At 71.5% G+C, this 13,362-nt stretch carries 12 protein-coding genes; 7 read left to right on the plus strand and 5 right to left on the minus strand.

Annotation, left to right across the window (positions count from 1 at the left end):
- The first annotated feature begins 337 nt into the window (after positions 1-337).
- On the plus strand, positions 338-1,120 hold the full coding sequence (locus ACWCPM_RS07545; RefSeq protein ID WP_450975197.1) for an MIP/aquaporin family protein: 783 nt from the start codon (positions 338-340) through the stop codon (positions 1,118-1,120).
- A 222-nt stretch (positions 1,121-1,342) separates the two neighbouring features.
- Complete coding sequence (locus ACWCPM_RS07550; protein WP_450975198.1) at positions 1,343-2,260, plus strand: pirin family protein; 918 nt, start codon at positions 1,343-1,345, stop codon at positions 2,258-2,260.
- 263 nt (positions 2,261-2,523) lie between these two features.
- Here the strand turns inward: ACWCPM_RS07550 and ACWCPM_RS07555 are convergent, their stop codons facing one another.
- Complete coding sequence (locus ACWCPM_RS07555) at positions 2,524-3,117, minus strand: hypothetical protein (protein WP_450975199.1); 594 nt, start codon at positions 3,115-3,117, stop codon at positions 2,524-2,526.
- A 75-nt stretch (positions 3,118-3,192) separates the two neighbouring features.
- On the opposite strand from ACWCPM_RS07555, the gene pdxR reads away from it, so the two are divergent.
- From pdxR to ACWCPM_RS07580, 5 genes are all read left to right on the plus strand, one after another.
- The gene (gene pdxR, locus ACWCPM_RS07560; protein ID WP_450975200.1) at positions 3,193-4,575 is read left to right on the plus strand and encodes a MocR-like pyridoxine biosynthesis transcription factor PdxR; all 1,383 of its coding nucleotides are present in this window, start codon (positions 3,193-3,195) and stop codon (positions 4,573-4,575) included.
- A gap of 84 nt (positions 4,576-4,659) precedes the next feature.
- Positions 4,660-5,436 (plus strand): Stf0 family sulfotransferase, encoded by a 777-nt coding sequence (locus tag ACWCPM_RS07565; RefSeq protein WP_450975201.1) that lies wholly within the window; start codon positions 4,660-4,662, stop codon positions 5,434-5,436.
- Between the two features lie 78 nt (positions 5,437-5,514).
- The gene (locus ACWCPM_RS07570) at positions 5,515-6,168 is read left to right on the plus strand and encodes an RNA polymerase sigma factor (protein WP_450975202.1); all 654 of its coding nucleotides are present in this window, start codon (positions 5,515-5,517) and stop codon (positions 6,166-6,168) included.
- The gene (locus tag ACWCPM_RS07575) at positions 6,165-6,803 is read left to right on the plus strand and encodes a hypothetical protein (RefSeq protein WP_450975203.1); all 639 of its coding nucleotides are present in this window, start codon (positions 6,165-6,167) and stop codon (positions 6,801-6,803) included. Before ACWCPM_RS07570 ends, ACWCPM_RS07575 begins: the two co-directional genes overlap by 4 nt.
- Positions 6,804-7,025: 222 nt before the next feature.
- Complete coding sequence (locus ACWCPM_RS07580) at positions 7,026-7,775, plus strand: hypothetical protein (RefSeq protein WP_450975204.1); 750 nt, start codon at positions 7,026-7,028, stop codon at positions 7,773-7,775.
- Between the two features lie 339 nt (positions 7,776-8,114).
- Here ACWCPM_RS07580 and ACWCPM_RS07585 read toward each other — a convergent pair whose 3' ends face one another.
- The 4 genes from ACWCPM_RS07585 to ACWCPM_RS07600 all read right to left on the minus strand — a co-directional run bounded on the left by ACWCPM_RS07585 (position 8,115) and on the right by ACWCPM_RS07600 (position 13,223).
- Positions 8,115-9,320, minus strand: coding sequence for a vWA domain-containing protein (locus ACWCPM_RS07585; protein ID WP_450975271.1), 1,206 nt, complete (start codon positions 9,318-9,320; stop codon positions 8,115-8,117).
- A gap of 200 nt (positions 9,321-9,520) precedes the next feature.
- Positions 9,521-10,816, minus strand: coding sequence for an AAA family ATPase (locus tag ACWCPM_RS07590; RefSeq protein WP_450975205.1), 1,296 nt, complete (start codon positions 10,814-10,816; stop codon positions 9,521-9,523).
- 161 nt (positions 10,817-10,977) lie between these two features.
- Complete coding sequence (locus ACWCPM_RS07595) at positions 10,978-12,462, minus strand: hypothetical protein (RefSeq protein ID WP_450975206.1); 1,485 nt, start codon at positions 12,460-12,462, stop codon at positions 10,978-10,980.
- Positions 12,463-12,878: 416 nt separating this feature from the next.
- Positions 12,879-13,223: an esterase-like activity of phytase family protein gene (locus ACWCPM_RS07600; RefSeq protein ID WP_450975207.1), complete on the minus strand. Its 345-nt coding sequence runs from the start codon at positions 13,221-13,223 to the stop codon at positions 12,879-12,881.
- Between the last annotated feature and the right edge of the window lie 139 nt (positions 13,224-13,362).

Below are 13,362 nucleotides of genomic sequence, written 5' to 3' on the forward strand. Positions count from 1 at the left end.
TCCCGCACATCGAGTCCCTACCGGACCTTCGTAGGTGACACGGCGTCGACGCCGCAGGCGCATCGGGGACGCTGAGCCGCCCGCGCTCGGCCGGCAGCTGAGCCTGGTCGCCCACTTCGGCGGCGACCCGCCGACGAGCCGACCCGCCGACCCGCCGAGCCCGCCATCCCGGGTGCCCGCCCGGCCGTGTTCCCCGGCCGGGCGGGCCGTCGCCGCATCCGTGCGGCACCGCCACTGGCGCGCCCAGCGGCGGCTCGCCGCCGAACCCCACCCGAGTCCGGCACCTGCCTTGTCCTCCGATCCCGGGAATCCACGCACAGCACATCAGGAGCACCACATGAACGACCCCACCGCACCCTTCCCGGCCCTGCGGCACGGGGCTCATGAGCTTCTGCTGACCTTCGTCCTGATGTTCGGTGTGACGACCCTCGTGCGCTGGGTCGTCGGCCCGTCCGCCGTCTCCGACGCGATCCCCGGAATCCACCTGAAGCTGCTCGTCGTGGGCGTGGTGGTCGGCCCCTTCGTCACCGGGCTCATCCTGAGCCCCTCAGGCAAGCGGTCGGGCGGCCACATGAACCCGGCAGTCTCCCTCGCCATGTGGCGCTTCGGGGTTCTCCCCGGCACGGCGGTGGCGCCCTACGTGATCGCCCAGCTCGCCGGATCCCTGCTCGGGGTGTATGCGGCGCGGGGCGTGTGGGGCGGCGCCGTCGACGTGCCTCCGGTGGCCTACGCCGCCCTGCAGCCCGCCCCCGGCTGGTCGGCCATGGACCTCTTCCTCGCGGAGGCGGGGTTCACGGGCGTCAGCATGGTCGTCCTGGGGGTGTTCCTGACGGTGCGGCGGCTGACGCGTTTCATCCCCTACCTGGTGGGCCTCCTCGTCTTCCTCTCTGTCGCGCTCCTGGGCGCGAGCACCGGCGTGGGCCTCAATCCCGCCCGCCAGTTCGGCCCGGCGCTGGCCGCCGGAGAGTTCGGTTTCCTGTGGATCTACCTCCTGGCCCCCATGGCCGGTGCCGCCCTCGTACCGGTTGTACGGGATCTGCTGCTCGGACGCCGGCGGGTGCCCGCCGACCAGCCTCGCGACGCCGACCGGCCGCCGCTGCACAACCCCGGAACCTGGTGAACAGCGATCGTCTCCGGAAACGCACGCCTCCGACGGGGACGCATGCCTTCGACCGGAACGCACGCCTCCGACGGGGGAACGCACCTTCCCGCTCTTGCCGTCGCTCCGGCGCCTGCGCCTTCACACACCGGCGGCCGCTTCCCGATCCAACGATGTGACAACATCCCATACCATCAAGAACAAAAAGTTGAGTTCAACCCATATGTTGTGAGAGGTGCGACGATGAACGAGACCCAGGCCGAGGCCACCGTGGAGATCCTCTCCCCTCGCGACGTGCCCCTGGGCGGGCCCAGGGCGATGACGGTGCGGCGCACCTTGCCGCAGCGCTCCCGATCACTGATCGGTGCATGGTGCTTCGCCGACTACTACGGTCCGGACGAGATAGCCCTCACCGGCGGCATGGATGTGGCACCGCATCCCCACATCGGGCTCCAGACCGTGTCATGGCTCTTCAAGGGGGAGATCGAACACCGCGACAGCCTGGGGACGCTCTGGACGATCCGCCCCGGCGAGCTCAACCTGATGACCGGCGGACACGGTATCTGTCACTCGGAGGTCTCCACCCCGAGCACCGACTTTCTGCACGGCGTGCAGTTGTGGGTGGCGCTCCCTGACCAGAGTCGGGACACCGGCCCCGACTTCCACCACTACGTCCCGCGGACCACCACTCTTGACGGAGGCGCTGTCAAGGTGTTCCTGGGCTCCCTCGCAGGTGACACCTCACCGGTGACCACCTTCACCCCACTCCTCGGCGCCGAACTCCGTCTGGACCCCGGCGCGACCGTCACCCTCCCGGTCGACCCGGCCTTCGAGCACGGCCTCCTCCTCATCGAGGGCGACATCTCCATGGCCGGCACGCGGCTGAGCGAGTCCCATCTCGGCTACCTCCCCTCCGGCAGGGAGACCTTGACGGTGACCAACCACGCGGACGCACCCGCGGTGGCCATGTTCCTCGGCGGGCCGCCCTTCGGTGAGGAGATCCTCATGTGGTGGAACTTCGTCGGCCGCACCCAGGAGGACATCGAGAAGGCACGCGAGGACTGGATGAACGGCACTCGCTTCGGCGAGGTGGTCGGGTATCCGGGGGAACCCCTTCCCGCCCCCGGACTCCCGCGGGTGCCCATGAAGCCGCGATCCTGACAAACCCGTTCGTTGCCCCGCGCTGCCGTGCCCCCGGTCGGACCAGATCCGGGGGCGACGCGGGCAGAGGCGGAGTGCGGTGGAGCGTGAAGGGGTTCCAGGTGAGACTGCCGTCGGAGCCCCTCTTCAGCAAGCAGAACGGAACGTTTCCGGACTTCGCCGGCATCGGGCTCGGCGAGCGCGTGCACGCTTTCGGGAACGAGCTGCCGCCCGGTCCACCACCACCGGCCACCGCGCCCGCTCACCCGCCGTTCGGTCCCTGCTCACGAGTCGGCTCGGCGCCCCAGGTTCGTCAGCCACTCGTCCAGTGTGAGGGTCAAGGAGCCCTGGGGGGCAAGGGCGAGCAGTGCCGCCGCGGCACCGGCGCTGAAGACCGAGTAGCTCAATGGGGCCTGCGGGTTCATGAAGAAGGCCATCGACAGGCCGAAGACCGCGAGCAGCCCGGCGCTCAGCCAGGCCGTCCAACGCAGGGCCAGGCCAAGGAACAGGGCGAGACCGAGGAGAAGCTCGGCGGCGGTGGTGGCCACCGCGGCGGTGTCCAGCAACCACCCCGAGAGGTAGGGAGCGAGGTCACCGGTGTAGTCCACGAAGGCGCCGAAGGTGCCCCAGGCGACGCCGTCGGTGCCTTGCGCTCCCCACAGTCCCCACCGGTCGGCCACAGCCGAGAGGAATCCGGCCGCCAGCGCGAGGCGTACCACCACGGTGGCGGCCCGCCACGCCGTGAGGCTCTCGCCCGCCCTCTGGACGCGGCGGTGGAGAATTCGTGCGGCCTGCCCTGCCGTCGCGGGGGCGAGGCTCTGCGACGTCGATCGGCCGGAATGCGAGGGCGCGGAGGACGTGTTGTCGTGGGGAGTCATGCGGGCACGGTAACTTCGCTTCGTCCGCTGGTCTTCCGCCATGAACCAGTTCGGGCTTCAGAGAATGGACCAGCCATGGATCTCCACCTCGCACTGGAACCCGGCTTACCGTTGAAGGCGGCGGTGGCGGACGCGGTGCGTACGGCGATTCGGACCGGCCGGCTCCGGGTGTCCGATCCGCTGCCCTCCACCCGAGCCCTTGCGGCCCAACTCGGTATCGCACGGGGCACCGTCGTGGAGGCCTACACTCAACTGGCCGCCGAGGGCTGGCTGCTCACGCGTCGGGGGGCGGCGACCAGGGTGGCCCGCGATCTCGAGGTGCGGCCGAGCACGGTACCGGCGTCCGCTTCCCTCGTCGAGACGAGGCTCCCACGCTGGGACCTGCGACCTGGCGAACCGGATACCTCACTCTTCCCGGGGCGCAGCTGGGTGTCCGCGCTACGGGCGGCGATCCGTTACGGTCCCGCGGTGCACGGTCACGGCGATCGCCGCGGCTGTCCTGAACTGCGCCACGCGCTGGCCGGCTACCTCAGCCGCACGCGCGGTGTGGTCGTCGACCCCGATCGAACGTTGGTGACCAGCGGATTCGTCGACGGGCTCGGTCTGCTGGCCCGGGCTCTGCGTGGCCTGGGCCTGCGGCACATCGCCATGGAGGACCCCTGTCTGCATGTGCACCGCGAGGTCGTGGGGTGCGCGGGGCTGACCATTCACCCCGTGCCCGTAGGCGCCCATGGACTCGACATCACCGCTCTCTCCGCCACCCCGGCCCGCGCCGTACTCGTCACCCCGGCCCATCAGTTCCCGCTGGGGGTCACCCTGAGCCCCGAGCGACGGCGGAGGCTCGCCGGGTGGGCGCGGCGAGTGGACGGCTACGTCATCGAGGACGACTACGACGGCGAGTACCGCTTCGACCGCAAGCGGGTGAGCGCCCTGCAAGCACTCGATCCGGCGCGGGTCGTCTATGGAGGTACCACCTCCAAGACGCTCTCTCCCGCGATGCGGCTCGGCTGGCTGGTGCTGCCGCCTCGGCTCTGCAGCCCCGTGTTCGACCGTGTGCCGGACCAACGAGTGCCGGCGTTGGACCAGATGGGGCTGAGTCAGCTCATCCGCGACGGACAGCTGGACCGGCACGTCCGCCGGACGCGTGCCGAGTACCGGCGCAGGCACGACTACCTGACTGCCTCCGGGTTGCGGGTGACCGGCATCGCCGCCGGACTGCACGCGCTGCTGCCCGTGAGGGACGAGGAGGAGATCATCGCCGCGGCGCGGGAGAGGTCGATCAGGGTGATGGGCCTGGCTCCGTTCTGGCACCGGTCGCCCCGGGCGCAGGGCCTGATCGTCGGCTACAGCCGCCCGCCGGGCGACAGCGTGTACGGCGCGCTCGATCGACTTGTCGAACTGGTCGGCGCCCATCGCGCCGAACGGGTCGACGGCGGTGACGGACACCTTCTGCGTTGAGGCGTCCGCTCGGGTGATCAGCCGTTCACGGAAAGGTCGCTGATCGGGTTGCGTGTGGTGATCGCCGCGGTATTGCCTTGCGTCATGACGATCCGAACGGACGCCGCGAGACATGTCGACTCGTATTTCATCTGCGCCACCCCGCGCACCGGCAGTTCGCTGCTCCTGGGGTTGTTGGAGTCGACCGGGGTGGCCGGTCGGCCACAGGCGTACTTCCGGGCGCCCGACGAGCCGCTGTGGGCCGACCGATGGCGGATTCCCCGTACTGCTCACGACGGCGTCGACTACCCGGCCTACGTGCGAGCGGCCCTCGCGGCTGGTCGGACCCGGAACGGAGTATTCGGTGCGAAGCTCATGTGGGGCACCCTGGACGAGATGGTCGGCAAGCTGAGGGCGGTCCATCCGGACGTCGGTGGCGACGATCTCGCCTTGCTGAACCAGGCTTTCGGCCGCACCCGCTTCGTCAGTCTGCGCCGCGACGACGTCCTGGCACAGGCGGTGTCCTGGCTGCGCGCCGAACAGACCGACACCTGGTACATCGGCGGCAACGGAGAGATCGGCGGCGACGTCGGCAACGGACGACCGCCCCGCTTCGACGCGGACCGCATCAGCGAGCTGATGGGGACCATCGAGGAGCACAATGCGGCGTGGGAGACGTGGTTCGCGTCGTGCGGCGTCGATCCGTTCCGGGTGCGCTACGAAGAACTCGACGCGGACATGGCCGGTGTCACCGAGGACATCCTCGGATTCCTCGGGATCGACCTGCCCGGCGGGTGCCCGGTGGTGCCCCGGCACGAGCGTCAGGCCGACGCGCTCAACGACCGGTGGATCGACCGCTACCGGGCGGAGTCGGCCCAGTGATGGCGCTGGTGAGTCAGCTTCCTCGCAGGGGACCGGCCCGCCTTTCCGGCAGGCCGACCACCCGAAGCCGCCCCGGCCGTGGGCGCCATCGAGGACATTGATCGCGCCTTGAAAGAATCCGGCCGCCGCCGGACAGGACAGGTTGTGAATTCCATGACGGAACAGGAGACGCGTCGCAGGGATCTGCGGGCGCGCTTCGAGGGACTGGCGCAAGTGGTGGCGCAGCCGCTGCATCGCTATCTGCTACGACGGACGGACCCTGACATGGTCGAGGACGTCTTGTCGGAGACGATGCTGGTGCTGTGGCGCCGCATCGACGACGTACCTGGGCTCGACGCCGGCCCCACGCCCGATCCCGATCACGTGCTGCCGTGGTGCTACGGAGTGGCACGGGGCTGCCTTGCCAATGCCCGCCGCGCCGACGGGCGCAGGCTGCGCCTGGTGGAACGGCTGATCCGGACGCGGCAGCATCCCGCGACGACGGCCGTCGATCACAGCGACCTGTATGCCGCGCTCGACGGCCTCGGTGAACTGGACCGGGAGGTCGTGCGGTTGTGGGCGTGGGAGGGACTGGAACCACGGCAGATCGCGGAAGTGACGGGCCTGACCTCCAACGCGGTGAGTATCCGGCTCCACCGGGCGAAGAAGAAGCTTGCCAAGCAGCTGCAGCTGACGCGAAAGAACGCCGGACGGTCCGGACACAAGTCAGACGAAGGAAGGAGCAGTCAGTGAATGACGACGAGCTGCTGGCCCGACTGAGGGCTGCGGACCCGGCACTGACCCCAAGAGCTCCGCTGTTCGACATCGACCGTCTTGTGGAGGCTGCCTTGAACACTGACAACACGCCCCAGTCGGAGCGGACCACGTCCGACGTCACCGCGCGCCCTGCGAAGGCCGTCGCGGGACGGGGACGCCGCAATCTCTTCGCACTCGCGGCGGTTGCCGCTCTGCTCATGGTCGGAGGCGGCATCGCGGGAGGAGTCATGGTGAAGGGCGACGGTGGTGACTCGTCCGGGCCCGTTTCCGCGTCCGAGCCGCTGACCCTCACCGCCGCAAGCGGTACCGGCCGCGCCAGGTGCGTGGAACCGACCCCCGAGGCACTGAGCCAGTATCCGACGGTGTTCGAAGGAACCGTGACCTCTGTCGAGGGCTCCTCGGTCTTCTTCCGTGTCGATGACTGGTTCGAGGGTGCCGGCTCCGAAACGGTACGGCTCAACCACGATGCCGACGCGCCGGAGAGCCTGACGTTCCTGGTCGGCGAGCCCTACATCGTGGCAGCCACCAAGGACGGCACCGTCGAGCAGTGCGGCGCGAACATGGCCTCGGACGAGACCAGGGCCCAGTTCCGCAAGGCATACGACAAGTAGGCACACACGCCGGTGGGGTGGAGCGACGATCATCGGCTTCGCTTGGCCTCTTGATACGTCGTGGAAGGTCGGTCGCCGAGGAAGCCGCTGTCGCCCGGTCCGGATGACGGTTCGGCCCGGGTCAGTGCTGTGGTCGACGCACAGACCGGAGCGGCGTCCTCGGCGCAACCGAGCGTGACAGGCATACGTAAGCCGCCGAGGTGGCCCGTTTACCCTGGCCCCATGATGGATGAGGGGGACTTCCGGGTCGGCGACGTGCTGTCGGTCGCTTGCCCCTTCACGGTGGCCAGGGTCGAACGGGGGGTCACGTGGGATCACGTGTCGGTGCGATGGCCGTGGTGGGAGATCGACGCCGACAACGAGTTCGGGCACTGGAACGGGATCGTCGCGCTCGGGGTGGCCGGCGGTGGGCGCGTCGCGCCCGAGGTGGAGGCTGAGCTGTTCCGAACCGACCCTCCGCCCGACCAGTTGAAGGCGGGAGACAGGTGCCGGGTCGGCGTGCCCCCCACCGTGGTGCACGTGACGGCCGTCGAAGACCACGACCCGCCGCTGGAGACGGTCTGGCTGCCGCATCCCACACGGAGTGTGACCGTGCTGCGGCAGGGACTGTCCTATCGCGAGTTCCCGGACGGCAGCCATCTCGATGGCTCGGGGTACACCGTCCACCCCGGCGACGGGATCCCCTTCACCTTCGACCTGTTGATGCGCCCCTACGCGTGCCTCCGCGTGGGCGACGAGGTCGCCGACGCAGTCGGCCGGGCTTGGACGTTCGACGGGCCCTGGGACTGGACCCCCTTCGACGGGGAGCCGGCCGGCCCCGGCCCCGAGTGGCCACTCGTGCTGCTCACCAGAGCGGGAACACCTTGCGCCGCAGAGGAAGCGGAGGCGGTGGCCGCGAGTACAGCGAGTGGTTCGCATCAGGAGACGGTCCGCGCCTGGATGTCACTCACCGAGGCATCGCCCACGCCCTGACCCGTCAGCCCGGCTTCGACGCCTTCCCGTGGCTGTGCGCGGACCAGGCCCTCAAGAGCCGTGCCGGACACGGTGCGCGAACACGGCGGCACTCCGGGCCGGTGAGGCGGACACCGTGGCCAGGCTGCGCGACGAGGTGCTGGCCATGATCCGTGCCTGATCGAGCCCGGGCGCGCGGGGCTTGATCAGCGCCTGGCCGCACGTCGTCTCGGGGAGTTCCGGCCGGACCTCTACCGGAGTGCGGCCAACTCCACGTACCGGGCCCCGTGCGCAAGCCGACGACACCGCACCACATGAAGAGGCGACACTGAGGGGCGGTTCCGCGTCACCGGCCCTCCGTCAGCCGATGGTGACGACCCGAGCCCAGGGCGGCGGGGTGTCCGGGACGTAGTCCGGGTCCTCCTCGTCCCTGGCGCGGGCGGGGCGAGGGAAGAGACCGACGACGGTACGGCAGGGCGGCTGCGCCGAGGGCCACGGAGTCTGACCGTCCGTCAGGGCGACGATCACGTCCGGACGCGGCCGGGAGCGCAGCGCCCGGGCGAAGCCGGAGCGCAGATCGGTGCCCCCGCCGCCGACCAGTTCGATGTTCTCGGCACGGCAGAGCGGCACGGCGACCCCGGCCGCCGCGTCGCAGGAGATCACCGTGACCAGGTCACGCCGCCCGCCCACCGCCCGCGAGATCGCCGCCACCTCCAGCAGCGCGCCGCCCAGCTCGGCGTCGCTCACCGACCCGGAGGTGTCGATCACGACACAGACCCGGGGCGGCGTGCGGCGCAGGCTCGGCAGCACCACCCCGGGGACGCTTGCCGAGCGCCGCGACGGACGCCTGTAGCTGTGGTCCTCGCCCACCCCCGGCGCGCTCGCCGCCGAGCGGACCGCCGCCCCGAGCAACTGCCGCCACGGCTGCGGCGGATGGAACGCCTCGTCCGCCCACCGGCGCCAGCCCTCCGGTGCCTCGCCCGGCTTGCCCTTGATCCCCTCCGCCACCCGGAAGCGGACCGCGTCGCGCTGCTGCCTGGTCAGCCCGTGGGCTCCGTCGGGTCCCAGCTCCCACCCCCGCTCCTGGCCGTCGGCACCGCTGCCGCAGTCCAGCCAGGCCAGGTCCGCGGCGAGGGAGGACATCGACGCCGTCCGCAGATACTCCTCCATCAGCAGCCCTTCGGGCAGGCGCAGCAGCGACGGCAGCACCGCTCCGGTGGGCAGGGGCAGACCGTCGCCGTAGATGTCGTCGTTGATCTCGAAGTCCGCGGCGATGTTCCGCCGCAGCCGCTCGCCCGGCCCGTACTCCTCGTGCTCCCGCGCATACCGCTCGCCCCGCCCGTGGTGGTCGCGGAGCAGATGGGAGACCTCGTGCACCCAGACGCCCGCCAGTTCCTCCGCCGGGGTGCGCGCCACGAAGCCGGGCGAGACGTAGCAGCGCCAGTGCGCGTCGACCGCCATCGTCGGGACCGACCGGTCCGGCACGATGTGCAGCGCGAAGAGCGCGTCGGCCAGATAGGGACGGACCTTCACCGCGTGCAGCCTGGCGGCCAGCAACTTCTCCATGTCCAGCGGGAGTCCGGGCCTGCCGTCCGGCGGGCCGGTGCCGTCATGTCCGACGGCTCCGGCAGGTCCGGTCGGCGGCTTCGGCAGGGTGGCCCGTACCGGGCGCGGGGCCGGGGGAGGGGACATGGGGCGCGGCAGCGGTCGCCCGGACGTCCGACCCGGCGGAGCGGGCTCGGCCATGGAACCCCGCACTGCCCCCCTCATCGGCGCACCTGCGTCGCCCGCCCGGCTTCGGCCGACGTGGCCTTCTCCACCGACCGGTCCGCGCGCCGGGCGAGACCGACCACCGCGGCCAGTCGCTCCACCGCCTCCGGCACCTCCCAGTCGTCGCGCCGCAGCGAGGCCAGCGTCGAGGCCGGGGCGACCAGCAGGTCCGCGGTGCCGGTCTCCATGGCCCGGACGAGCACCGCCCAGGCAGCCTCCCACCTGTCCCGCTCCGGACGTGCCCCGACGGCGGCGATCACCGCCTCCAGCGTCGCCTGGCGCAGATCGCCCCGCTCGGGGAGTTCGGCGGAGGCCGGTTCGGCGAGCAGTGTCTCCGGGTCCGGCAGGTCCATGCGGTCCAGGTGGGCGAGGAGTTCGAGCCCGGGGCCGTCCCCCACCGCGCCCCGCACCAGCAGCGCCAGCACCTCTCGGGAGACGGAGGCGGCCGTGCCGAAGGCCAGCAGGGTCAGCGCCGCCTCCCAACTGCGGGGCGAGGGCCAGGCACCACCGCGCCGCGTCTCGGTGCTCGGCAGCCGGTGGATCATCGTGGGCCGGACCTTCAGGAAGCCGCAGACCGCGCGCCGGGCGAAGGCGACCGCCTCCGGGAGCCGGTCGGGCACCAGCCGGGGCAGTTCCGCACGGGGCCAGACTCCGCCCAGCCCGCGCACCACCACGTCCCGGTCGTGCACCCAGTACAGATGGACGAACCGGTTGGCCAGCGGCGGACTGAGTTCCCAGCCGTCCGCCGCCGACGCCCGCGGGTTGGCGGCGGCCACGATCCGCACGCCGGGCGGCAGTTGCAGCGCCCCGACCCTGCGTTCCAGGACCACCCGGAGCAGGGCGGCCTGGACTGCCGGTGTCGCGGTGGACAACTCGTCCAGAAAGAGCAGCCCCTGTCCCGCCCGCACCAGCTCCACGGCCCACTGCGGGGGCGCCATCGGCACCCCCTGCACCGCCGGGTCGTCGCCCACGACGGGCAACCCGGAGAAGTCGGAGGGCTCGTGGACGCTGGCGATCACGGTCGTCAGCGGCAGGCCGAGGGACGCGGCGAGCTGGGTCAGGGCGGCGGTCTTGCCGATGCCCGGCTCGCCCCAGAGCAGCACGGGCAGGTCGGCCGCGACGGCCACGGTGAGCGCGTCGAGTTGTTCGTCGGGACGCGGCTCGGTGGTGGTCGTCCGAAGGAGGGTGAGGAGGTCGTCGGCGAGGGCGAGCTGTGCGCCGGGTCCGGACGCGTCGGTGGGGGCGGGGGCGGGGGCGGGGGCGGACGTGGGCGGAAGGGTGCTGAGAGTCATGGGCATCACCTGGGGTGGGAGAAGGGATGGGAAACGGGACGACTCGTGCGGGAGGGCAGGGCGGCGAACGGCACCGAATGCGCGGTACGGACGACCGACTTCCGCGGTCGCAGGACGTCGGCGGTGGACGGACTTCCGTGATGTACGGACTTCCGCGGTGGTCAGGAGGTCAGGCCGGTGCGGGGCCGACTTCGGCCGGCCCGCTTGCGGCGCATCATGGTCGGCACATGACGGTCGAGCCTGGGCCGGTGGTCCGCCTCCGCGTGCACGCCGCCCACGACGGTCCCGCCGTCCGCCGCGTCGGCGGCGGGGTGCACGGCGACCAGCGCCGAGCGGAACAGCCCGTGGTCGACGCGACGCTCTGCGGCCGACTCCAGTTCCTCCCGGAGCGGCCCGTCGCGCAGGACCGCCGCGGGACCGAGCAGACCCTCGACCACGGACAGCGCCCCGGCGACGTCACCGTGGCGGAGCCGCTCCCGGACCGCGGGCAGTGCCTCCGGGGTGCGGTGCACCGCGTCGATCGCTCGCAGGCAGGGCAGCGCCGGCCCGCCGAGGGCCACCAGCAGTTCCTCCCGCCGCAGTTCGGCCGGGTCGTGATCGACCGCCCGCAGCGCTCCGTCCCGCAATGCGATCCGGTGGACCGCACCCCGGCACTCCACCCGGTGCGGGTCACCGGGCTCGACGGCCGGGCCGGCCACGGGCGGGGGAGCGGACACCGGAAGTGCCGCGGCGACGAGCGGATGCAGCCGCCCGGCCGCGACCAGCCCGGCACGCAGCAGCTCCAGATCCGGCAGGACCCGGGCCGCCGCCTCCGGCAGCACCGGAAGCGCCGCGACCTCCTGCGGCGGCAGCGCTTCCCGCAGGAGCCGGAAGACCGGGGCGTGACTGTCGTCGGGGGCGACGAGTTCGAGGACGGCGCGGTTGCGGGCATCGAGCCGCACGGTGAACGCCCCGCGCGGACGACCCTCAGCCCGCAACAGCAGTTCCGCCTCGGCGGCCCAACGCCCCACCGCCCAGGGGGCGTCGGGTACGGCGGCCGGGCCCGACGGGGCGGTCCGGCCATGCCTTCCGGGCAGGCCCGGCGGCGCGGCGGACGGTGCTCCGTACGCCCCGCACCGCCGTGCCAGTTCGCGGCTGCGTCCGGCGTCCCAGAGATGCCGGTGCAGGTCCAGCCGGAAACGCCGGTCGGGACGCGGATGCGGGTGATGTCGCGGAGGGCCGGTCGCGGACCCCTCCCACAGGGCCAGGGACATCCGCTGTCCGGCGTCCGACCGGGCAGGCGGTGTCCGCACCACCAGTTCCAGCGGCGGGGCGCCGGAATTCGGGTAGCGGGCCAGAGAGAGAGTCAGGCCGGACCTGAGCCGCCCGTCGGGGGCGATCCGGGGCATGTGCCAGCGCAGCAGATCCGGCGACAGCTGCCGCAGATCCGCACGGAGGCGGTGGACGACGTCGGTGCCGTGGCGGTCGCGCACGGCGCGCAGATCGAGATCTACGTCGATCCGGGCGGCGGCGCAGGCCCCCGCCCAGTCACCGACCGCACGCCGTGCGGTCGCGGTCTCGATCATGGACGGTGGCACGGCGTACTCACGCACGCGCTGCCACATCAACAGGTGGGGCGGAAACTCGTTCGCGAAGTGATGTGCCATCAGCAATCACCTTGCGCGGACGATTCCCCCAATCGGAACGAGGAGAAGTTCATCATCGTCGACATCCTAACCATCCCGATGACGATCCGTCTCCCGTTTCCCGGCCCACCGGGGGAACCACGGCCGGACAGCGGCGGATCCGTGTACGGATGCTGCCGCCGATCACTCCGATGACCCGGGGCACGGCAGGCCCGGCCCGTCCATCTCCGCGAACATCAGCGAGGTACTGCACCCGCCTGGCGCCGCTGAAGTCCGCCGACGCGGATGCCCCGGTCGGCGAGTGCGGCCGGGGCATCCGCGCGGGGTACGTCAGCCGCGTCGGCCGAAGATCCGCCCGCTGGAGCCGAGGTCCAGGAAGATCGTCTCGCCGGTGGCGTTGTACATGACGGCGTACACGTCACCGTTGCCGGGCACCGTCAGCCCGTCCAGCTTCTCCTGCGTCCAGCCGTTCCTCGTCCGCAGCTCGGGCAGGACCTCGTAGGCGAGCTTCTTGGCCAGTACTCGCAGCGAACTCGGCTGCGCGGCCGACTCGGCAGGTCGACCGTGCAGATCCGCTGGATCTTGGCGGACGGGTCGTTGTTGTTGCGTTCGATGACGGCGATCTTGTCACCGACGACGGGGATCTCGGAGAGGCCGATCCAGTCATCCGGCGTGGAGGAGTCGAGCCGGTAGCCGAAGAAGCTCCAGGTGCCGGCGTCGACGTCGTAGCGGCCGAGCCGGACGGCGCCCGCGGGATCGGTCTTCACCGCGCGCTGCAGCACGCCCCATAGGCAAGGATCTGGGTAGCCGTTGTCAGATGCACGGCATGTGCGTCCGACTCAATATGCGGGTCACACCTCTCATCGAATACCGTGGCAGTGCTGGTCGACGGAGACCGCAGACCTGGACCGTGATTCTCGC

The sequence above is a fragment of the Streptomyces sp. NPDC002309 genome (genome assembly GCF_053593375.1).